Raw genomic sequence first — 20,686 nt, 5'->3', positions numbered from 1 at the left:
CTGGCGTCGTGTCGATGGAGCGCATCCTGGCCGAGGTCCGCGGGTTCGACGGCGTGCTGGAGTTGGCGCCACAGCCAGGGAGCGAATACCCGCCGATCTCCTGGGGTGACCACTTCTTTTACTACGCACCGGACCAGCGGGTCCCCCGCAATCGTCAGCCGTACGCGACCATCGTGACCAAGGACTACCCCGACGACACCGGGTCGGAGCTGAACGCGGCCGACCGGTGGCGGGTCAACATCCACGTCGGGACCGAGCTCTTCACCGCACTGCTCGGCCACCCGCCCGCCGAGACCGCCGCCGCGGCCACCGACTTCAGCGCCGCGGACGTGTTTCTCCCCCACCCGCTGTACGGCGCATATGGCTGGGTCAGCGTGGTGACCCCGGGTCCGTCGACGATGGATCGGGTGCTGGAGTCGCTGCGCGTGGCACACGCCGCCGACCGCCGCCGCGTCGAGCGGCGGACGGGGACGGTGGACGACGAACCATCTCGGAGTGTCCCGTCATCCGGCACGACCACCGGAGCTCAGACAGCGAGCTGACGTCGTAGCTCTCAGAATAGCCATTATAGAACACTTGTCGTATCGAACATGCGTTCGCTCTGTGCTACCATGAGACATGAACTTCGAGGGGTCGCACAGCGGCGAGCGGACTGCGGAGTGGTACGCGGCCGACCCGGCCAGCCCTCCCGTGATCCGACCCGGGAACATAGGCGCGACTGGCGCAGCGGCACCCGCTCAACTGACCATGAGTGAGTGGCGCTCCGCTGTTGCGGTGGCCCCGGCCTCCGAGTTGTCTCCGTTGTTGGGGTCGCGGCCGGAGCGTCCGGTGGGGTGTTCGGCGCGGGAGTGGGCCAATGTGTTGCTGGATGCGGTGATCGCCCGGCAGCGCTGGGTGGCTTACGAGTCGGCGCAGCAGGTTCATGACCTGGTCGAGCTGTCCGCCGCGGCCGGGGAGGACCCGGGCGGGGTGGACGAGTTCCTGGCCACGGAACTGGCTCTGGCGCTCGGGGTGGCCGAGTCCACGGCGGGCCGGTATCTGCTGGAGGCGGCCGAGTTGACCGCCCGTTGCCCGGCCACTCTGAACGCTCTGGAACAGGGCCTGATCTCGCCGGGGAAGGCGTCGGTAATCTGCCGGGGCACCGCTGACCTGACCGCCGAGACCACCGCCCAGGTGGAGGCCGACGTCCTCCCGGCCGCCGGGTCGTCGACGGTGCCGGGGTTGCGGAACGCGGTGGCCCGGTCGGTGATCCGCCGGGACCCCGACGGGGCGCAGCGCCGCCATGAACAGGCCCGCCGCCGACGCTCCGTGTCCCGGCGCAGTGACCTGGATGGGATGGCGTGTCTGTCGCTGTACGGCACCGCCCAGGACGTCGCCGTGATCTGGGACTGCCTGACCGCCGCCGCCGACGCCGGCAAGACAGAGGGGGATGACCGGTCGATCGGAGAACGGCGGATCGATGCCCTGGTCGACGTATGCACCGACATCCTCGACCGCGGCCTCCTCCCCGACCGGCCCCTACCGACCACCCAGCGGCGCCGCCCGCACCTACTGGTCACCCTCCCCGCATCAGCTCTGGTGAACCCGGAGTCAGGCCGCGGGGAGGTCGCCGAGCTCATCGGGCACGGACCGATCACCCCTGCCCAGGCCCGGGTCATCGCCGCCGACGCGACCTGGCGGCGTTTGATCTGCGACCCCACCAGCGGAGCCCTGCTCAACTACGGCCGCACCACCTACACACCACCGAAAGCGTTGACCGACTTCGTCCTCACCCGCGACCGAAGTTGTGTCATGCCGGGCTGCCGGCAACCCGCCCACCGCTGCGATGTCGACCACCGCCAACCCTTCCACCCCGGCCACACCACCGGCGGCGACACCTCCGCCGACAACCTGGCCGTCCTATGCCGCCGCCACCACCGCGCCAAAGACACCGGCGGCTACCAACTCCACCGCACGGAAGACGGTGACCACCACTGGACCACCCCACTCGGCCGCACCTACACCCGAGCACACACCCGACACTGGGAGCCACCCGAAACCCGCACCGCAACAGCACATCTCGCGGCAACACGGGATGACGACGACCCGCCCCCGTTCTGAACCGAGCAGGCACCCGCTCCCGGTGTCGCGGCGAGCGCTCGCGGTGTCGGTGTCGTTCGCTACAACCTCCCCATGAGTGACACCGCCGACCCGCTCACCCCCGTGGCCGCCGCCTACGAACGCCGCGCCGCGGAATACAGCGCGCTGATCGGAACGATGGACGCGGTCCACCCCGTCGACCGACAGCTCGTCGACAGCTGGGCCACCGGCGTCGACGGGCCCGTCATCGACGCCGGGTGCGGTCCCGGACAGTGGACCGACCACCTGGCCGGTCTCGGCCTGGACGTCTGGGGCGTCGACCTGACCCCGGCGTTCGTCGCCCGCGCCCGCGAGCACTATCCCCGTCGCACCTTTCACCTGGGGAGCCTCGAGGAACTCCCCGCCGAGAACCAGACCATCGGCGGAATCCTCGCCTGGTACTCCCTCATCCACCGTGCGCCGGACGAGGTCCCCGCTGCGCTGGCCGAGTTCCGCCGCGTCCTACGCGTCCCGACGGGCCGCCTGCTCCTCGGGTTCTTCGAGGGCGACACTGTCGAGCCCTTCGACCACACCGTCGTCACTGCCTACCGCTGGCCGGTGGACGCGATGGCCGAACTGGTCGCCACCGCCGGCTTCACCGTCACCGAGACCCATGTCATCCAGCGGCGCGGGGCACGACCCCACGCCGCCGTCCTGGCCACCCTCGAACCAGACGATCGCCCCCTGCGCCGGTGACGACCGCGCACTCACACCCCGTCGGCGGCCAGGATCTGCTCACGCAGGATGTCGACGTGGCCGCAGTGGTGGGCCGACTCCCGCAGCACCTGCAGATGGATCCACCGCAACGTCATCGGCCCCGCCCGATGCCCAGACACGACCTCGTCCAGGCTCCGCCCCACCATCGCCGCCCGGGCCGCCGCCGTCGCCGCCTCGTAGGCCGATCGCACCGAGTCGACGGTGTCCTCATCGCTGACCAGGAACGAATCGTCGACCGACTGCGGCAGACCCAGCGTGGTTCGCGGGGTCCCGGTCACCGCTTCGACGAACCACACCGTCTCCAGGAACGTCGCGTGTTTCACCAGACCCATGACCGTCGTCCGCGACGGCACCAACCGCCGTCGGGCCTGTTCCTCGGTCAACCCGTCGAGCGCGGCTGCCATCGCGCGCCGGTACTCCTCGACGAACGCGGTCAACTGGATGTCGGCATCAGCGGTCAGAACGGCGAAGGGCCCCGGTGAGCTGTCAGACATGGCATCACCTTAGGAGCCGAACAAGATCACCACCCCGGACCGTCACCACCCGTTCAGGGCACCGCTCGCACCGGTCGGGGGATCGTTTCGCGGGCTTTGTCCGTTTAGCGTTCGCGGTCAGTTCACAACACGGGGGGAACGAGTGACTCAGGCGCGACCGCCAGCAGGACGCAGGAAGAAGTGGCCTTGGGTGGCCGGGGCAGCCGGGGGCGTGGTGCTCATCGCCGGAGCGGTCAATGCCGGAAAACCCGCCGAAGAGGCGGTGATCCAACCGGCCGCCGCCGTCGTCGAGACGTCCGTGTCGACGGCCACGGTGACCACGACGGTCATCAGCACCTCGGTCGTGACTTCTCCGGTCACCCAGACCGTGACCGCCGACCCCAGTCCCGTCACCGTGACCGTCTCGGTCGATGCGCCGGCCGCAGCGGCCGAGGCGCCGGCCGTCCCCGCGCCGGCACCGCTGGCGGCCATTCCCAGCACGACCAAGGCGCCGACGACGGGCGCAAAACCGGAGCCGACCCGAGGCGGCGGCGGCTCCTACAAGAACTGCTCGGAAGCACGGGCAGCGGGAGCAGCCCCCGTCCACGTCGGCGACCCCGGATACGGCTCGCACCTTGACCGTGACGGAGACGGCGTGGGTTGCGAGTAGCCAGGAAGAAGTGACAGCCCCTAGGGGCTGGTGCGAGAGCGGGCCGCGGTGGAGACCTCCACCGCGGCCCGTTTGCGTCCCGGCAAGCAAAAACCCCGGTCGCTGGGCTCGTCGAGTCCAGCGACCGGGGTGTGCTGGTGGGCGATACTGGGATCGAACCAGTGACCCCTTCGGTGTGAACGAAGTGCTCTCCCGCTGAGCTAATCGCCCGGGATCGCTTCCCCCGTGACCAGGCCCCGGGGAGGCGTCGACAACCATACCCGATCGGTGTCCGCCGGACCGAATCCGCTGGAGCGCCCGGTCGGGCCGGCTCCCCTCGGCCCCTCCGGCGGGGACGACAGCAGTCTCCGATGCCCCGTCAGTCCATTTCGAGACTCTGCGTGATCAGTTCGTCACTCATATTCTGGAACACCATTTCCTGACTCTCCGTGATGCTTTGAATACGCACCGGATCGTGTACTTCCCAGCGACGTTGTGCCTGTTCATGCTGGCTGTCGGGCCCGATAGCGGCGATCCCTGAATTTTCATACTCCGAATGAGTGATTCAGAAATGGATGCCGTGACCACAGGCCAGATACGCCGTCCCTCCACCACAAGGACGGCTTGCCCAGCTTCGCTCGGACACCGAGCACAGGTCGACTGAACGGCGGAGATACCGATGTCCCAGCTCACCCCGATGCGATCGCAGTTGATCATCGCGTCCACGGAGATGTTGCTCATCTCGGATGCCTCGATTCCCGCCGTCGACGCCGAGTTCCGCTACTACACCGATGACCCGCTGGCCGTGCGGCTGATGCTGTCGATCGACCAGAACCCGGCCGTCTGCTGGACCTTCGGTCGCGACCTCCTGCTGATCGGCGCCCAGATGCCCAGCGGCAACGGCGACGTCCAGGTGTACCCGACCCATGACGGCGTCATCGTCGAACTGCACGCCGGCGACGTGGTCGCCAAGCTGCTGGCCTTCGGTCCCGACCTGACCGAGTTCCTGCGGCGCACCACGACTGCCGTCCCCATGGGCAGCGAGCACCTGCACTACGACATCGACGCCGAGCTGCGCGGCCTGCCCCTGTACGACACCCTCCACGAGGCCTGATCCACCACTCGGCCGCGCCCCCGCCGGGCCCGGCCGGATGTCCGGTTTGGAAGCGGGCCGGAGGGTCGGATAGAGTTACGGAGCTGTTGCGGACCGGCCAGGTTCGAAACAGACATGCGGACGTAGCGCAGTTGGTAGCGCATCACCTTGCCAAGGTGAGGGTCGCGGGTTCGAATCCCGTCGTCCGCTCGGTAGAGGCTCAGGTCCTCACACCTGGGAGCTCCACGGTGGGATGGCCGAGAGGCGAGGCAACGGCCTGCAAAGCCGTGTACACGGGTTCGAATCCCGTTCCCACCTCGCGACCGGCCCCGCGCCGGACCACTCCGGGCGATTAGCTCAGCGGGAGAGCGCTTCCCTGACACGGAAGAGGTCACTGGTTCAATCCCAGTATCGCCCACACCCGGTACGACCCCTGATCAGCAGCCGCTGATCAGGGGTCGTTCGCGTTTCCGGCCCCATCGCGAGACCATCGCCCGGTGTCGGCCGCCGAGTTCACCCGCACCTTCGACGACTGCGTGGCCCGTCTCACAGCGATCCAGCGGCGGCCGCCCGAGTCCTGCACCCTTCTCACCCTCACCGCATCCCGGGCCGGTCAACGACTGACGCACCACTTCGGCCCCCGCGCCGATGCCGGAGCCGACATCCGATCGCTGAGCAAACTCGTGACGGTGCTCACACTTGGCGCGGCCGCAGCCCGCGGCGCGGCCCTCGCCGGCACCGAACCCCTGCGGCTCGACCACCCCCTCGGGCCCCTGCTGCGAGTGGCGCTGCCCACACTCGGGTTCCACCCCGCCGGCCGCTGGGACCGGGTGACCGTCCGGCATCTGCTGTCCAGCACCACCGGGCACGAACACGGCTTCCTCTTCCGCAGCGACGCCGCCCATCTGATCGAGAGGACCGAGACCGATCCCACGGCCCTGCTCCGCCACCTCGCCGACCAACCCCTGACCCACGAACCGGGAACGCACTTCGCGTACTCGAACGCCGGCTACTACCTGCTGTCCGCGCTGATCACCGAACTCACCGGCCGCACGCTGGCCGACTGGACCGGTGACCTGCTCCTCGGGCCGCTGAACATCCCGCCGCAGACCTGGACCTGGCGGCACGACGGCCCCTACCCGGCCGCCGCCACCGGACTCCGGCTGACCCCCGACCACCTGCACCGGATCGCCGACCTGCTCCGCCGCGACGGTCGCCACCACGACGAGCGACTCGTCGACGCGGACTGGATGCGCGAGCTCACCACCCCCCAGGTCGTCCCGCCACCGACCCCCGCCGACCCGACCGATCCCCTCCCCCGCGCCGCCTACGGGCTCGGTGTCTGGCTCTGCGGAGACGGCCGGTTCTACGCCGAAGGCACCGACGGCCAGTACCTCGTGCTCGACCCGGCCACCCACACCGCCGTCACCGTCACGGCCCTCCGAGCCGACCCCACCGCGATGGCGGCGATCCGGCGGGCCCTCGGGCCGCTGACCGGACCCGGGCGACCGGGACCTTCGACCCTGGGATGACCCGCCGACCGGGCGGACAGTCGGAGATGACCGCCCGGGGAGAGGACCCGTCATGGCCACGATCGACACATCAGTCGCCGGCACCCGCTCCGCCGCGGCGCCCTCCGAGCCGGACCCCCGTTCGCGGGTGGTGGCCGGCGTCGACGGCTCCGGGTGCTCCCGCCAGGCCGCCGCCTGGGCCGCCGACGAAGCCCAGGCCCGCGGCGCCGCACTGCTGCTCGTCGCCGCCTACTGGATGCACACCGTCGGGTATCCGGGCACCGCCTACGCCCCCACCGGCACACTGACCGAACTCCGGGAGGCCGGGGAGACCGCACTGCGCGACGTCGCCGGCGAACTGCGCCACCGGCACCCCGAGCTCGACATCACCACCCGCCTGCGCTACGGCGAACCGTCCCGGGTGCTGCGCGAGGAAGCGACCGACGCCGACCTCACCGTCATCGGCAACCACGGCTCCCACCGGTTGACCACCACCCTGGGGTCCGTGGCCGGGACCGTCGTGGCCAGCAGCCCGGGGCCCGTCGCCGTCATCCGACCCGGCACCGCCCGCACCCAGGGTCCGATCGTCGTCGGCGTCGACGGGTCGGCCGACGCCGACCACGCCCTCGGCTACGCGTTCGCCGCCGCCCAGCGACTCGGGGCGGCGGTGATCGCCCTGAGCTGCTGGAGCGACCCGACGATCGACGGTCCGTTCCCGGCCTACGGGGGGCTGCCCCTCGACCTCACCCCACTCGACGAGGCCACCGGCGAGCAGCTCGCGCACCGGTTGGCCCCGTGGCGCGAGCGCTACCCGGACGTCCCGGTGCAGGCCCGGGTCGAACACGCCCGACCCGTCCGACCACTGTTGGACGCCGGCCGGCAGGCCCGCCTGCTGGTCGTCGGGACCCGCGGACGCGGCAAGATCACCGGGCTGCTGCTCGGCTCCACCAGCCAATCGGTCATCGCCCACGCCGAATGCCCGGTGGTCGTCGTGCCCGGTCCCCGCCCCTAGAAGGGTCGACGCAGCCGGGTCACGGACGGGACCGGGCCGGCAGCGGTGCGCTCCACGTCGCCCGGGTGCCGCCCTCGGGCGTCGACCCGATGCTGAAGCGGCCACCGACCGAGGCCGCCCGTTCGGCCAGCCCGTGCAATCCGCTGCGCGCCACCGTCGCCGGCAGTCCGATGCCGTCGTCGCGGACCTCGATGACGAGATCCTCGGCCACCGACACCGTCACCACCAGATCGTCGGCCCGGGCGTGACGGACGGCGTTGCTGACCATCTCGCGGACCGCGGCCCGCGCATGCTGGGCCAGGTCCGACGCCACCAGGTCGATCGGCCCCGACATCCGCACCGCCGTGCGCAGGGGGGCCTCCGCGGTCAGCTCGGTGATCAACTCGTGCAGCTCCATCCGCAGGCGGGACCCGGCCGCGGCCGGCCGACCCGTCGCCCGGGAGGTCCGTGGCGCGACGGGGGCAGCCCCGTGCAGGTCGAAGATCGCCGTGCGGATGTCGGTGATGACGTCCTGCAGTTCGTCGATGTGCTCGGTCAGCCGATCGGCCACCAGCGCCGCCCGACCGACCGCCCGGCGTTGCGTGCCCTGCATGCGCAACCCGATTCCGAACAGCCGCTGGATGACGTGGTCGTGCAGATCGCGCGCGATCCGGTCCCGGTCGGCGAGCACCTCGATCTCCCGTTCGTCCAACTGGATCTCGGCCTGGCGCAGGGCGAGCGCGGCCTGGTCGGCGAACCAGGCCACGATCCGCAGATCCTCCGCGTCGAACCGCGGCGCCCCGGGCCGCCGCACCACCATCAGGACCCCGCGGATCTCCTCCCCCGCCCCCAGGGGCAGGGCCAGCGCCGGCCCCCACTGAGCTCCCAGGGCCGATCGCAACCGGTCGACCGACCGCGGCACCCGGTCCTGAAAGACCTCGCCCATCGTCGTCCCGGCGACCGGGACGAGCCCGCCCAGCAGGGAGGTGGCCCGATCGCCGACGGCGATCGTCACCCGCAGCGCCACCAAGGACTCCGACACGTCGGACCCGTCGTCGGGAGCCGGCAACCCGACCAGGGCGTCGTCGGCACCGACCAGTTCCCGCGCCCGGGCGGCGATCACCTGCAGGGCCGCCTCGATGTCGGGGCCGGCCAGCAGCGCTGCCGTCACCTCGCCGACCGCGGCCAGTCGACGTTCCCGGCGGCGGGCCTGCTCGTAGAGGCGGGCGTTGTCGATCGCGATGCCGGCCGCCCCGGCCAGCGCCTGTACGACCCGTTCGTCCTCGTCCGTGAAGGGGCCGCCGGACCGTTTCTCGGTCAGGTACAGCCGACCGAAGACCTGGCCGTGCCCGCGCACCTGCACCCCCAGGAACGACCGCATCGGCGGGTGGTGGGCGGGGAACCCGACCGACGCCGGATGCCGGGACAGGTCGTCCAACCGCAACGGTTCGGTGTCGGTGAGCACCACCCCCAGCAGTCCGAGCCCCACCGGCAGCGGCCCGATCCGCGCCTGCGTCTCGGCGTCGATGCCCACCGGCAGGAACTGCAGAACGCGGCCGTCGGCGTCCACCTCCGACAGCGCGCCGTAACGGGCGTCGGCCAGGTCCATCGCCACCTCGACGATGCGGCGCAGCGTGCTCTGCAGGTCGAGCCCGGCGGACACCGCGAGCACCGCCTGCAGCAGGGCCTCCATCCGGTCGCCGGACTGCACCCCGGGCTCGGTCGCCACGGTCAGCCCCGGAGCCCGCCCGGACCCCGCCCGCGGGCCGGCCGATCCCGGAGTTCGGTCGCCAGGACGGCGACCTGCGTGCGCCGCTGCAGACCGAGCTTGGCCAGCACCGACGAGACGTAGTTCTTCACCGTCTTCTCGGCCAGGAACATCCGCTCGCCGATCTGCCGGTTGGTCAGTCCCTCGCCGATCAACGTCAGCACGGCCCGTTCCTGATCGGTCAGGCCGGCCAGCGGCCCGGCCGGCGCAGCCTGGGAGCGCCACCCCTCGGTCAGCCGGGACGCCGCGCGCTCCGGCAGCAGCGACCGGCCCGCCCCCACCGCTCGCACCGCGTCGACGAGATCGGTCCCGCGGACGTCCTTGAGGACGTAGCCGACGGCGCCGGCCAGGATCGCGTCCGACAGCGCCTCGTCGTCGGTGTAGGAGGTGAACATCAGGCAGCGCAGGTCGGGCAGCTGCGACCGCAGATCCCGGCACAACTCGATGCCGTTCCCGTCCGGCAGCCGCACGTCCAGCACGGCGACCTGTGGCCGGGTGGCCAGGATCCGGCCGTAGGCTTCGGCCGCCGTCGCCGCCTCCCCCACGACCGACAGGTCCTCGGCCTCGTCGAGCAGGTCACTGACCCCGCGACGCACCACCTCGTGATCGTCGACGACGAAGACGGTCAGCACGGCACTCCCGGGGCTCGGCGGAACGACAGCTCGGACAGGACGCAGCTACACGCGACGCATCGCCACCCGACGGCCGGACGGACGCCGGGGCGGACCGCCGCGGTGCAACCAGCCGGACAGCACGATGATCACCAGACCGGCGGCCGCGAGAACCGGCTGCAGGAGGAAGAAGTGGCGCACGACGACGATCTGGACGACGACCCAGACCATCAGGACGGTGCCCGCCAGCGTCGACGCCAGCGGTGACCACACCGCCCGACGCACCTCGCCCACCAGCGCGATCGACATGGGGACCGCGACGACGGCCAGCAGGAGCACGGCCGGCCACGCCCACGTCGGGAACGGCGTCGCCGCCAACCACGCATCGGGCAGACCGATCGCATTGTCGGCCAGCATCCCCGCCGCACCCGCGATCGCCGTCGCGGCCACGACGAACTCGACCATCACCACCGCCGCCCGCAGGTTCCAGCGGCGGCGGGCGGTCAGGGGCGCATGGGTGCGGACGGCCATTCCGTCGGTTACATCCGCTGCCGGGCGAGCACCTTGCGCTGCACCTGGCGCTCGGCGATGAACGAGACGAACGGGATGGTGCCGGCGACCAGCACCCACAGCGTGCCGAGCGGCGACCAGCGGTCCTTGTAGGCGAGATCGAACGCGAGGATCACGTAGACGACGAACAGGGCGCCGTGGATCGGGCCCCAGACCGCGACGGCCGTGCCGTAGTCGAACCCGTACTTCAGCACCATGGCCGCGACCAGCAGGATCAGGCCCCAGCCGACCACGAACGCGGCGATCCGGTACCGCTTGAACGCGGCCAGGATCTTCGGCGGCACCACGGGCGTCCCGGCGGCGCCCGCCCGGGCGGGCACGGTCTGGTCGATGGGTTCAGCCACGTCGGCGGTCCTCTTCTGCTAATGCGGCGAGCGCCTGGTTGTAGGCGGTCAGTTCCGGGTCGTCGTCGTACTCGGTCGGCACCTCGGCGGCGGACAGGAACACCGGTGGCGCCGAACGACGGCGGCGGGAGCGGCCCGGCGGCGGGGTGGCCTCGCCACTGTCCCCCGGCGTCCGTTCCCCGGCCGGGTGGTCGTCCGGTTCCACGGCCGGTGGTTCGGCGGCGACCGGAGCGGCGGCACCGTCGGCGACTCCCGCGTCGTCCGTCGCCACCGACAGATCGTGCTCGCCCGCCGCCAGCGCGGTCAGTTCCGCGTCGTCCTCGCTGTCCTTGATCTGCTCCAGCTTGAGGAAGCGGATCCACATGTAGACGAAGGCGACGCCGAATGCCGGCCACAGGACGGCATACCCGAAGTTCTGCGCGGTGCCGGTGGTCTCCTGCGTGCGGTCCCACTGCCACACACCCAGTCGCAGGCACGTCAGAACGGCGGCGAGCACCAGCAGGTGCCCGACCATCCAGCCGGGGCGCAGGAACCGTCGGTCCACGCCTCTGACGGTACCGCTGTCACCCTGGTCATCGGGCCGTCCGCGACCTGCCCACAATGGAGGACGTGCTCGTCGATCCCGCCTCCCCGCCGGAACCGGCCCCCGCGGCCGGCGCTTGTCCGGGCGGTACCGGCCCGGCGGACGGGCCCTCGTCCGGGTCGTCCGGCTGGACCGTCGTGATGCCGCTGAAGGCCAGTGCCCGCGGCAAGAGCCGTATCGACCTGGCCCCCGACCTGCGCAGACGCTTGGTGCTGATGATGGCCACGGACGCGGTGACCGCGGTCGCCGGGGCGCCCGGGGTGGCCCGGGTGCTGCTCGTCGTCGAGGATCCGGACGACGGCCGGACGATCGCGGACGCCGCCCGGGCGGCCCCTGTCCACGACCGCAGCGCACCGGTGGACGCCCACGTGACGGCCGCCACCTCGCTGAACGCGGCGATCCGCGACGGCGCCGCCCAGGCGGGCGAGGGCCCGGTCGCGGTGCTGCCGTGCGACGTGCCGTCCGCCACCGCGGCCGAGATCGGCGCCGCCCTGGCCGCCGCGCACCGCCACGCGCGGGCCGTCGTCGCCGACGCCGACGGGATCGGCACCACCCTGTTGGCCGCCCAGCACGGTCGCGACCTGAACCCGCGCTACGGACCCGACTCGTGGCGCCGGCACGTCGACGACGGCGCGGTCCCCCTCGATCTGCCCGCCGGCAGCGGTCTGCGCCGCGACGTCGACCTGCGCTCGGACCTGGCCGCGGTGACCGGGCCGGCGACCCGCCGGGCCTGGCGGGACAGCGGCGAAGGCGCGCCGGCGAGCGCGCCGGCCTAGGAGGCGGCGACCCGGCCCTTCTCGACCTCGACGTCGAACTCCGCCGGCGGGTACTGCGGGTCCAGTTCGGTCAGCTTCTGGTGCAGCAGGGCGCCGATCGCCCAGTTGCGGTACCACTTGCGGTCCGAGGGGATGACGTGCCACGGCGCGGCATCGGTCGAGCAGCGGTTCAGGGCGTCCAGGTAGGCGGCCTGGTAGTCGTCCCAGTAGCCGCGTTCGTCGACGTCACCCGGGTTGTACTTCCAGAACTTCGTCGGATCGTCCAACCGGGCCAGCAGCCGCTCCTTCTGCACCTCCTTGGAGATGTGCAGGAAGCACTTCACCACCGTCACGCCGCTGTCGGTCAGCCGCTGCTCGAAGTCGTTGATCGCCGCGTACCGCGGCTCCCACACCGCCGGCGGCACCAGGTCGTGCACCCGGACCACGAGGACGTCCTCGTACTGGGACCGGTTGAACACTCCGATGAGACCGGCGGCCGGCACCTGCTTCTCGATGCGCCAGAGGAAGTCGTGGGCGAGCTCCTCCGGGGTCGGCTTCTTGAACGAGGCCAGCCGCAGCCCGGCCGGGTTCACCAGACCGAGCACCTTGTCGACGACGCCGTCCTTGCCGGAGGTGTCCATCCCCTGCAGGACCAGCAGCACCGACCGATGCTCGGATCCGCCGGTCGCCCCGGCGTACAGCTTCTCCTGCAGGGCGGCGAGATCGGGGCCGAGATCGGCGAGCGCGGCGGCCCCCGATTCCTTGTCCTGCGGCCCGATCGGCGTGCCCGCCGGGTCGATCGCGGACAATTCGGCGAGCCCGGACGGCACCCGGAAAGCGGCGGCGGGATCCAGCGGGGTCTTCTTGGCCATGGTGCACGGTGACACACCGGTCGCGTGGCGCCGCGTAGCACACCGCACGTTCGCGCCTTCGGGTGCCTACCCTCGGCAGGATGAGGACGCCGACCGCGGTGACCGACACCGCCACGCAGCACTTCCTGGGACTGGACGACGCCTGGTGCGCCCACAATTACCACCCGCTGCCGGTCGTCATCGCGCAGGCCGACGGCGCCTGGGTGACCGACGTCGAGGGGCGTCGCTACCTGGACATGCTGGCCGGGTACTCGGCCCTGAACTTCGGTCACCGCCACCCTGACCTCATCGCTGCCGCCGTCCGGCAGCTCGGCCTGGTCACCCTGACCTCCCGGGCCTTCCACCACGATCAGCTCGGGCCGTTCTGTCAGGAGCTGGCCGAACTCACCGGCACCGAGATGGTGCTGCCGATGAACTCCGGCGCCGAGGCCGTGGAGTCGGCCCTCAAGGTCGCCCGCAAGTGGGCCTATCAGGTCAAGGGCGTGCCGGCCGGGCGGGCTCGGATCATCACCGCCGCCGGCAACTTCCACGGCCGCACGCTGACCATCGTCTCGTTCTCCGACGACCCGCAGGCCACCGCCGACTACGCCCCTTACACACCGGGTTTCGATCAGGTGCCGTTCGGCGACGCGGCGGCGCTGGCCGCGGCGATCACCCCGGACACCGCCGCCGTCCTGCTCGAACCCATCCAGGGGGAGGCCGGCATCCTGGTGCCACCGGCCGGCTACTTCGCCGAGGTCCGGCGACTGTGCGACGAGCACGGGGTGCTGCTGATCACCGATGAGATCCAGTCCGGGCTCGGCCGCACCGGCACCACCCTCGCCCTGGACCACGAGGGCGTCCGCGCCGACCTGTACACCCTGGGCAAGGCGCTCGGCGGCGGGATCCTGCCGGTGTCCGCGGTGGTCGGCCGCCGCGATGTGCTGGGCGTGCTGCGTCCCGGCGAGCACGGATCGACCTTCGGCGGCAACCCGCTGGCCTGTGCCGTCGGGCGGGCGGTCGTCACCCTTCTGCGGACCGGCGAGATGCAGGAGCGCTCGCGCGTGCTGGGCGCGCATCTGCACGCCCGGCTGGGCGAGCTGGTCGGGTCGGGCCTGTCCGAGGTGCGCGGGCGGGGTCTGTGGGCGGGTGCGCAACTCGCTCCGGAACTCGGCGACGGTCGACCGATCAGCGAAGCGCTCGCCGACCGCGGGGTGCTCGTCAAGGACACCCACGAGACCACCCTGCGGTTCGCACCGCCGCTGGTCATCACCGAGGCCGAGATCGACCAGGCGGTCGCATCTCTCGCCGAGGTGCTGCGAACGGCGAACACCACTGCACCGCCGGTCGCGGCGAATGGTCGGCCCGCGGCCCACTGACCCGGGCCCGGAGCCGCGGTTGCGGGCGGTCCCCGAACGAAGGACCGCACCGCAGGCCGCCCCCACGGCGCGCCGCGGCGGATCTACCGTCAGCGGCAGGGCGGCGGCCCCACACCCGCGCCCTCGGAGGCGGCGATGAGCAGTCCCACGGTGCAACCCACCGACGACGTGCCGGTTGCCCTCCCCGCTGACGGCGGGCCGCCGACCACCCCGGGCGACCGGCCGGTCGGCGCGGCAGCCTCGTCGGCGCCGGGTCCGTCCCGGGTGCGTCGGGTCGCGGCCGTCCTGCTCCTCGTCGTCGGCTGCGTCCTGACCCCGGTCGCCGTGACCGCGCAATGGGCCCGCGCGATGGTCACCGACCAGGACACCTACCTGGACGCCGTCGCACCGCTGGCCCGCAACCCCGTCGTGCTGGACGCCCTCCGCACCCGGGCCGTCGGCCAGCTCGACCAGGTCATCACCGACGCCGACCCGCAGGCCCTGCTCGCCTCGGGGTTGTCCGAGCTGGGCGCCTCCGACCGGGTGTCGGCGTTGGGCGGTCTGCTCGCCCCGGTGCTGCAGAACCAGCTGCTGGACGCGGCCGACGGACTGGTCGACCGGGCCCTGCACAGCGACGCCTTCGCGCAGAGCTGGGTGAGCGCCAACGCCGCCGCCCACACCGCACTGGTCGGCCTGCTGGACGGCTCGGCCGATCCAGCGCTGGCCCGGGCCCAGGCGACGGCGATCCGGGTGGATTCCGTCCTGGACACCGTGCGGGAGCGGCTCACCGCGGCCGGGGCGACCTGGGCGCAGCAGATCCCGTCGGTGCCGACCACGCTGCCGCTGGTGGCGCCGGGAACGCTGGACCGGGCCCAGGGGTACTACTCGGCGTTGGCCGTGCTGGGCGTCGCCCTGCCGATCGCCGTCCTGCTGCTGCTGGCCGCTGGGGTCGCGCTCAGCCGATCGCGCTGGACGGCGCTGCTGGCCGCCGCGCTCGGCGTGCTGGCCGGCCTGCTGGTGCTGCGACTGGCCCTGCAGTGGGCCTACGGCGCCGCCGCGGACGCCAGCCCGACCGCGCCCGAGGTGACCCGGATCTTCGCCGAGCAGCTGACCGGTGGTCTGCGATCCACCGCCCTGCTGGTCACCGGGGTGGCGATCGTCGTGGCAGTCGCCGCCGGGGCGGTGGCGATCACCGGCGCCCGGCAGCGGGGACGGTCAGCCCGCCTCGCGAGCCAGCGCCAGCAGGCGTGAAGTCGCTCGCTTGTACTTCTTGCGGTACCCGCCCTTGAGCATCTCGGGCGTGAACAGCTCGTCCAGCGGGACACCGGATGCCTTGACCGGGATCGTCCGGTCGTAGAGCCGGTCGATGAGCACCACCCAGCGCAGCGCGGCGCTCTGGTCGTCCAGGGGGCGGACCCCGGTGACGAAGGTGGCCGGCACGCCGTCGAGCAGCCGGCCGTACTTCGAGGGGTGCAGACGGGACAGCGCGGTGGTCAACGACTCGAAGTCGTCCAGCGAGGCGGACGACGCCTGCCCGGCGGCCGCCGCGGCTGACCGGACCTCGTCGTCGCTCGAGGGCGCCGGGGCCGGGGCGAGGCCCGCGTGCCGGTAGTCCGGTCCGTCCACCCGCAGCGTGTCGAAACGTGAGGCCAGAGCGTGGATCTCGCGGCGAAAGTCCTCGGCGGCGAACCGCCCCTCCCCCAGCTTGTCGGGCAGTGTGTTCGACGTGGCGACCAGTTTGACGCCGGCGTCGGACAGCTCGGACAGCAACCGGGTCATCACCATGGTGTCGCCCGGATCGTCGAGTTCGAACTCGTCGACCGCCAGCAGCCGGTGGCCGGACAGCTGCTTCACCGTCTCGGCGAACCCGAGCGCTCCGACCAGGTGGGTGTACTCGACGAACGTGCCGTAGGCGCGGGGCCCGGGGACCGCGTGCCAGAGCGAAGCCAGCAGGTGGGTCTTGCCGACGCCGAAGCCGCCGTCGAGGTAGTACCCGCCGGCCATCGGAGCGGCCTTGCGGAACAGGCCACGCTTGGGCGGGTCGGCGATCTGTTCGGCGTACCGGCTCAGCGTGTCCAGCGCGACCTGCTGCGACGGCTCGTTCGGCGACGGCCGGTAGGTGGAGAACCGGGCGGCGTCGAAACGCGGTGGCGGGACCAGGCCCGAGATCAGCTCGGACGGCGTGATCGTTGGCGATTGATCGGCGAGAGCCAGGACGGACACAGGGCAGCAGCCTACGGGCGGAAACGAACGCCACCGGCCCGTCCGGGTGTGATGCCCGTCCGACCAGCGATGACCTCTGGTACGGATGGACCCATGACCGACCTGCTGGGGGCCGACGGGCGGGCGGCGGACCCCGCCGCCCAGAGCGACATCGACGACCGACTGGCCATGCTCTACGCCTGGCCGGACGACCAGCTCGCGGACGGCCCGGTGGTCCGGGCCAACATGGTCGTCTCGCTCGACGGCGGGATCGGCGTCGACGGGCGGTCCGGTGGACTGGGGAATGACGCGGACGGGCGTCTCTTCCAGGTGCTGCGCGATCTGGCCGACGTCATCCTGGTCGGATCGGGCACCGTCAGGGCCGAGGGGTACGGCGGCGTCGAAGCGGACCCCGAGCGGATGGCCCGGCGGGTGCGGTGGGGCCTGCCCGGTACTCCCCCGCCGATTGCCGTGGTCACCAACCGCGGCGTGGCCGCGGACCTGCCGTTGTTCACCGACACGGTCACGCCGCCGATCGTGATCACCCCGAAGGCCGCGGCCGGCCAGGCACCCGACGGCGCGGACGTCATCATCGCCGGCGAGGACGAGGTCGACCTGCCCGCGGCCGTCGCCGCGCTCGGTCGCCGCGGTCTGCGGCGGGTGCACTGCGAGGGCGGCCCCCGCATCCTCGGGGAGCTGGTCGCCGCCGGTCGACTCGACGAGCTGTGTCTGACCCTCGCCCCGACGATGGTCGGCCCCGGCAACGGTTCGCTGCTGGGCGGGGTCGAACTCCCTCAGCAGGCGGACTGGGTGCCCACCGGCCCCGAGGGCGGCGTCGCCGTGGCCGACGGGGCGGTGTTCCTGCGCTACCGACGGCGGGGCCGGTGAGCCAGGCGTCCAGGCCCCGGCCGGGGTGCCGGCCGTCGCGCCGCCGGGCGGTCCTGACGGTGGCTGCCGTGCTGTTGCTGTCCGGGTGCACGCTCGGCCCGTCCCAGCGTCCGGCGCTGGCCACGGCCGGACCGGGCAGCCTGCCCCCGGTGTCGACGGACGCCTCGTCCTCGGTCTCGTCCCCACCGAGCGGAGCGGGCGGGGCGCCGCGAACCGCCGACCCCGTCCGCTGGACCGCGTGCGACACCCTGCCGACGAGTGCGACGGCCGACGGGGTCCGGTACGCCGTGGACTGCGCGACCGTCCGCCCGGACGGCAGCGGGTTGCTGGGTGATCCGATCGCGGTCGCCCGGGCGCGGGCGGACGGCGTCCCCGCCGACGCTCCGACCCTGGTGGTGGTCTCCGGCGCTCCCGGGCAGAACCCGGCGGACGCCGTGGTCGCGGTGGCGGCCGGGCTGTCACCGGCGGTCCGCGACGCGTTCGCGGTGGTGACGGTGGATCTCGCCGGCACGGGTCCCCGCGGGGTGCGATGCCTGGGATCGACGGCAGGTCAGGCGCTCCTGACGATGGGCGGCGACCCCGGTAGCCCGGGGGCGGCCGCACTCCTGGCCGAGCAGTCGCGGGAGCTCACCTTCCAGTGCGGCGACGAGATCGGTCCGGACCTCACCGCGGTCAACACCACGACCGCCGCCGACCAGCTCGACGCGGTCCGCGACGCACTCGGCGGTGGCGGGCTGCGCCTTCTCGGCCGGGGGTGGGGCGCGACCCTGGGCGCGGTCTACGCCGACCGCTATCCGGGGTCGGTCGCCGCGATGGTGCTGGACGGGCCGGCGGATCCGCGGGCCGGCGCGGTGGATCGGCTGACGGCGGTGGCCGCCACGGCCGAGAGCACGTTCGACGCCTTCGCCGCCGCTTGCCTTGCCCGGCAGGACGGCTGCCCGCTCGGCGACGACCCCCGCGCCCGGGTGTCCACCCTGGTGACCGACCTGGACACCGTCGCCGGCCCCGGGTCGGGTCGGGCCACCGGTGGTTCGGTCCTGCTGGACCTGGTCCTGTCCCTCGGGGAGCCCGACGACTGGCCGGCGCTGGCCGACCGGGTGGCCGCAGCCGGCTCGTCGGGGGTCTCGGCGGCGGACCCGCTGCTGGCCGATCTGGCCACCCGGGTCGGTCTGGTGGGCGCGGACGGCTCGTCGGTACCCACGTCGGGGTGGACGTCGTCGGCGCTGGTCTACGGGTGCAACGACACGGCGACGCGACTGACCAGTGAACAGCTGACCGCGGCGGCCACCACCGCCCGGGCCGGGGCGCCGCTGTTCGGGGCGTTCACCGTGGGCCTGCTCGGGTGGTGCGGCAACTGGCCGGCCCCGGATGCGACCCTCGGGGCGGTGCGGGCCGCCGGCGCCCCGCCTCTGCTGGTGCTCTCCTCGACCGGTGATCCGTGGGCTCCGGCCGACGGGGTACGTGCCCTGGCCGGGCAGTTGTCGTCGGCTCGCGTCGTCACCTGGCAGTCAGCGCGTTCGGGGAGCTACCCGGCGAGTGCGTGCGTGACGGGTGCGGTCGAGGCGTACCTCGTCTCGGGCACCACACCGACGGCGGACGTCCTCTGCCCGCCCTGACCTGCCTCGGACGGGCCGAGCCGACCGGCCACGATCGGGTTCGGCGTGGGAGGACGCCGATGGACGGTCCCCGGTCGTAGGGTCCCGTCATGCCGGCCGACCGCCCCACGCATGCCGCCGACGACGCGGTGTCGGGCGTCCCCGACCACCTCCGGGTGGCCCGATGACGAGCGTGCCGTCGACCGCCGGGCCGGCCGAGTTCCGTCGGGCGGTGAGCCGCCTGGATGCCGCCCGCACCCGCCGCGAGGTCGAGCTCGGCGCGCTGCCCGCCCCCGCCCGGCTGGCACCGTGGAGTCACGCCGTGTCGGTCGCCCTCTATTCCGGCGGGCGCGAGGACGAGGCGGCGTCGGGCCGGCTGATCCTGCTGTACGACCCGGACGGGGTGCAGACCTGGGGCGGGACGCTGCGGGTGGTCGTCTTCGCGACCTGTGAGCTCGACATCGAGATCGCCCAGGACCCCCTGCTGCCGGACGTCACGTGGAGTTGGCTGACCGAGGCGCTGGAATCGAACGGGGCACACTTCTCGGCGCTGGGCGGAACTGTGACCGCGACCTCCTCCACCCGTTTCGGCGACATCGCCGGGCCGGCCCGGACCGATGACGTCGAACTGCGGGCCAGCTGGACGGCCGACGAGCACACCGATCGCCACCTGCAGGCCTTCGCCGACTTCCTGGCGGCGGCCGCCGGGCTTCCGCCGGAGGGTGTGACCGTGCTCCAGCCGGTCGAGTCCGCTGACGCCGGGTCGATCGATCGGTGATCGCAGGCGTTACTCGCTTCGTGTGCTTGACCACGGACGGGTGCATGAACCACACTTCGGGTGACAACACAACGACTGACTTGATCCGGTGTTTGCCCGGTCGCGTTCCTGACGGCCGAGTCCCGCAAGCGCCGCACCGGAAGGATCTCCCTTGAGCAACCCCGTGGTCGGCTCCCTTGAGACGATGCGGCGCGGTGACGGAGCCCGTCCGGGTGTGCTGCCCGCGCAGAGGTCGCCTCTGCGTGAATCCGCGCCGTCCCCGCTCCGCATCGCGACCGTCCTGATCGTCGACCCGGACCGGGCGACCCGCGACCCGCTGCGCACCAGTCTGGGCGACGTCGGCGTCGGCCGTGTCCTGGAGGCCGCCTCGGTGGCGGCCGTGGAGGATCTGGTCGCCCGCCAGGTGAGCGGCGATCTGGCCCTGATCAGCCTGCAGCTCGGTGCCGATGCGACGCGCCTGATCCATGCGCTGCGCGAGGCCGGATGGCCGCGAGTCGTCGCCCTCGCCCCCACGGCCGACATCGGCCCGGTCATCGACGCCGTCGGCGCCGGCGCGAGCGGGGTGCTGATCGGCCGCCGGGCGAATCCCGCTTCCGCCAGCATTCCCAGCACCATCCACGAGTTGTCGTCCCGGGAGATCGAGGTCATCCGGCTCGTCGCCGACGGCCGGTCGAACAAGTGGATCGGTGATCAACTGTCCTTGTCCGCGCTGACCGTCAAGAGCCATCTGGCGCGGATCGGCCGCAAGCTCGGCACCGGTGACCGCGCGCACATGGTCGCGCTGGCCATGCGGGCCGGCGTCATCTCCTGAGTCCGGCCACCCCGGCAGGA

The 20,686-nt window shown here is 72.4% G+C and carries 22 protein-coding genes and 4 tRNA genes; 17 read left to right on the top strand and 9 right to left on the bottom strand.

Annotated features, from left to right (window positions below; all coding sequences use genetic code 11):
* Positions 1-8 precede the first annotated feature (8 nt).
* From FDO65_RS00820 to FDO65_RS00810, 3 genes are all read left to right on the top strand, one after another.
* Positions 9-542: a DUF6194 family protein gene (locus tag FDO65_RS00820; RefSeq protein ID WP_205849710.1), complete on the top strand. Its 534-nt coding sequence runs from the start codon at positions 9-11 to the stop codon at positions 540-542.
* Between the two features lie 232 nt (positions 543-774).
* Positions 775-2,100: an HNH endonuclease signature motif containing protein gene (locus FDO65_RS00815; RefSeq protein WP_166441986.1), complete on the top strand. Its 1,326-nt coding sequence runs from the start codon at positions 775-777 to the stop codon at positions 2,098-2,100.
* Between the two features lie 72 nt (positions 2,101-2,172).
* Positions 2,173-2,814 (top strand): class I SAM-dependent methyltransferase, encoded by a 642-nt coding sequence (locus FDO65_RS00810; RefSeq protein ID WP_137447602.1) that lies wholly within the window; start codon positions 2,173-2,175, stop codon positions 2,812-2,814.
* 11 nt (positions 2,815-2,825) lie between these two features.
* On the opposite strand, the gene FDO65_RS00805 is transcribed toward FDO65_RS00810, so the two are convergent.
* Positions 2,826-3,329, bottom strand: coding sequence for a DinB family protein (locus FDO65_RS00805; RefSeq protein ID WP_137447601.1), 504 nt, complete (start codon positions 3,327-3,329; stop codon positions 2,826-2,828).
* Positions 3,330-3,519: 190 nt separating this feature from the next.
* On the opposite strand from FDO65_RS00805, the gene FDO65_RS22625 reads away from it, so the two are divergent.
* Positions 3,520-3,978 (top strand): excalibur calcium-binding domain-containing protein, encoded by a 459-nt coding sequence (locus FDO65_RS22625; protein WP_240757348.1) that lies wholly within the window; start codon positions 3,520-3,522, stop codon positions 3,976-3,978.
* Between the two features lie 135 nt (positions 3,979-4,113).
* Here FDO65_RS22625 and FDO65_RS00795 read toward each other — a convergent pair.
* Positions 4,114-4,188, bottom strand: a tRNA-Val gene (locus FDO65_RS00795).
* A 448-nt stretch (positions 4,189-4,636) separates the two neighbouring features.
* On the opposite strand from FDO65_RS00795, the gene FDO65_RS00790 reads away from it, so the two are divergent.
* From FDO65_RS00790 to FDO65_RS00765, 6 genes are all read left to right on the top strand, one after another.
* The gene (locus tag FDO65_RS00790; RefSeq protein WP_137447600.1) at positions 4,637-5,071 is read left to right on the top strand and encodes an SsgA family sporulation/cell division regulator; all 435 of its coding nucleotides are present in this window, start codon (positions 4,637-4,639) and stop codon (positions 5,069-5,071) included.
* A gap of 116 nt (positions 5,072-5,187) precedes the next feature.
* Positions 5,188-5,260 (top strand) — tRNA-Gly (locus FDO65_RS00785).
* A 37-nt stretch (positions 5,261-5,297) separates the two neighbouring features.
* Positions 5,298-5,368, top strand: a tRNA-Cys gene (locus tag FDO65_RS00780).
* A 28-nt stretch (positions 5,369-5,396) separates the two neighbouring features.
* Positions 5,397-5,468: transfer RNA gene (locus tag FDO65_RS00775), tRNA-Val, on the top strand.
* Positions 5,469-5,547: 79 nt separating this feature from the next.
* Positions 5,548-6,582, top strand: a complete 1,035-nt coding sequence (locus FDO65_RS00770) for a serine hydrolase domain-containing protein (protein WP_137447599.1) — start codon at positions 5,548-5,550, stop codon at positions 6,580-6,582.
* 52 nt (positions 6,583-6,634) lie between these two features.
* A complete protein-coding gene (locus tag FDO65_RS00765; RefSeq protein ID WP_137447598.1) occupies positions 6,635-7,573 on the top strand; it encodes a universal stress protein in 939 nt (312 codons plus the stop codon).
* A gap of 19 nt (positions 7,574-7,592) precedes the next feature.
* On the opposite strand, the gene FDO65_RS00760 is transcribed toward FDO65_RS00765, so the two are convergent.
* Genes FDO65_RS00760 through FDO65_RS00740 form a run of 5 tightly spaced genes read right to left on the bottom strand, consistent with a single transcriptional unit; the run spans position 7,593 to position 11,389 of the window.
* Entirely contained in the window at positions 7,593-9,281 is a 1,689-nt protein-coding gene (locus tag FDO65_RS00760) for a GAF domain-containing sensor histidine kinase (protein WP_240757347.1), read from the bottom strand.
* A 2-nt stretch (positions 9,282-9,283) separates the two neighbouring features.
* Complete coding sequence (locus FDO65_RS00755) at positions 9,284-9,952, bottom strand: response regulator (RefSeq protein ID WP_137447597.1); 669 nt, start codon at positions 9,950-9,952, stop codon at positions 9,284-9,286.
* Between the two features lie 45 nt (positions 9,953-9,997).
* The gene (locus FDO65_RS00750; RefSeq protein WP_137447596.1) at positions 9,998-10,462 is read right to left on the bottom strand and encodes a hypothetical protein; all 465 of its coding nucleotides are present in this window, start codon (positions 10,460-10,462) and stop codon (positions 9,998-10,000) included.
* 8 nt (positions 10,463-10,470) lie between these two features.
* A complete protein-coding gene (locus tag FDO65_RS00745) occupies positions 10,471-10,845 on the bottom strand; it encodes a DUF3817 domain-containing protein (protein WP_205849709.1) in 375 nt (124 codons plus the stop codon).
* Entirely contained in the window at positions 10,838-11,389 is a 552-nt protein-coding gene (locus tag FDO65_RS00740) for a hypothetical protein (RefSeq protein ID WP_137447595.1), read from the bottom strand. Before FDO65_RS00740 ends, FDO65_RS00745 begins: the two co-directional genes overlap by 8 nt.
* 65 nt (positions 11,390-11,454) lie before the next feature.
* Between FDO65_RS00740 and cofC the strand changes: the two genes are divergently transcribed.
* Complete coding sequence (cofC, locus tag FDO65_RS00735; RefSeq protein ID WP_166441985.1) at positions 11,455-12,204, top strand: 2-phospho-L-lactate guanylyltransferase; 750 nt, start codon at positions 11,455-11,457, stop codon at positions 12,202-12,204.
* Here the strand turns inward: cofC and FDO65_RS00730 are convergent.
* On the bottom strand, positions 12,201-13,055 hold the full coding sequence (locus FDO65_RS00730; protein WP_137447593.1) for a polyphosphate kinase 2 family protein: 855 nt from the start codon (positions 13,053-13,055) through the stop codon (positions 12,201-12,203). The two genes, cofC and FDO65_RS00730, sit on opposite strands and share 4 nt — an antisense overlap.
* An 80-nt stretch (positions 13,056-13,135) precedes the next feature.
* Between FDO65_RS00730 and rocD the strand changes: the two genes are divergently transcribed.
* Together rocD and FDO65_RS00720 are read left to right on the top strand one after the other, a co-directional pair.
* On the top strand, positions 13,136-14,413 hold the full coding sequence (rocD, locus tag FDO65_RS00725; protein WP_137447592.1) for an ornithine--oxo-acid transaminase: 1,278 nt from the start codon (positions 13,136-13,138) through the stop codon (positions 14,411-14,413).
* Between the two features lie 135 nt (positions 14,414-14,548).
* The gene (locus FDO65_RS00720; RefSeq protein WP_137447591.1) at positions 14,549-15,643 is read left to right on the top strand and encodes a hypothetical protein; all 1,095 of its coding nucleotides are present in this window, start codon (positions 14,549-14,551) and stop codon (positions 15,641-15,643) included.
* On the opposite strand, the gene zapE is transcribed toward FDO65_RS00720, so the two are convergent.
* Complete coding sequence (zapE, locus tag FDO65_RS00715) at positions 15,608-16,615, bottom strand: cell division protein ZapE (protein ID WP_137447590.1); 1,008 nt, start codon at positions 16,613-16,615, stop codon at positions 15,608-15,610. The two genes, FDO65_RS00720 and zapE, sit on opposite strands and share 36 nt — an antisense overlap.
* A 93-nt stretch (positions 16,616-16,708) precedes the next feature.
* On the opposite strand from zapE, the gene FDO65_RS00710 reads away from it, so the two are divergent.
* The 4 genes from FDO65_RS00710 to FDO65_RS00695 all read left to right on the top strand — a co-directional run bounded on the left by FDO65_RS00710 (position 16,709) and on the right by FDO65_RS00695 (position 20,666).
* Positions 16,709-17,482, top strand: a complete 774-nt coding sequence (locus FDO65_RS00710; RefSeq protein WP_166441984.1) for a pyrimidine reductase family protein — start codon at positions 16,709-16,711, stop codon at positions 17,480-17,482.
* A 59-nt stretch (positions 17,483-17,541) separates the two neighbouring features.
* Positions 17,542-19,098, top strand: a complete 1,557-nt coding sequence (locus FDO65_RS00705; protein ID WP_137447588.1) for an alpha/beta fold hydrolase — start codon at positions 17,542-17,544, stop codon at positions 19,096-19,098.
* A 163-nt stretch (positions 19,099-19,261) separates the two neighbouring features.
* The gene (locus FDO65_RS00700; RefSeq protein ID WP_137447587.1) at positions 19,262-19,855 is read left to right on the top strand and encodes a DUF3000 domain-containing protein; all 594 of its coding nucleotides are present in this window, start codon (positions 19,262-19,264) and stop codon (positions 19,853-19,855) included.
* A 151-nt stretch (positions 19,856-20,006) separates the two neighbouring features.
* Positions 20,007-20,666, top strand: a complete 660-nt coding sequence (locus FDO65_RS00695) for a response regulator transcription factor (RefSeq protein ID WP_240757346.1) — start codon at positions 20,007-20,009, stop codon at positions 20,664-20,666.
* Positions 20,667-20,686: the final 20 nt, after the last annotated feature.

Source organism: Nakamurella flava, assembly GCF_005298075.1.
In the GTDB taxonomy this organism is placed as follows: Bacteria; Actinomycetota; Actinomycetes; order Mycobacteriales; family Nakamurellaceae; genus Nakamurella; species Nakamurella flava.
This window is presented reverse-complemented; position numbering and strand designations above follow the sequence as displayed.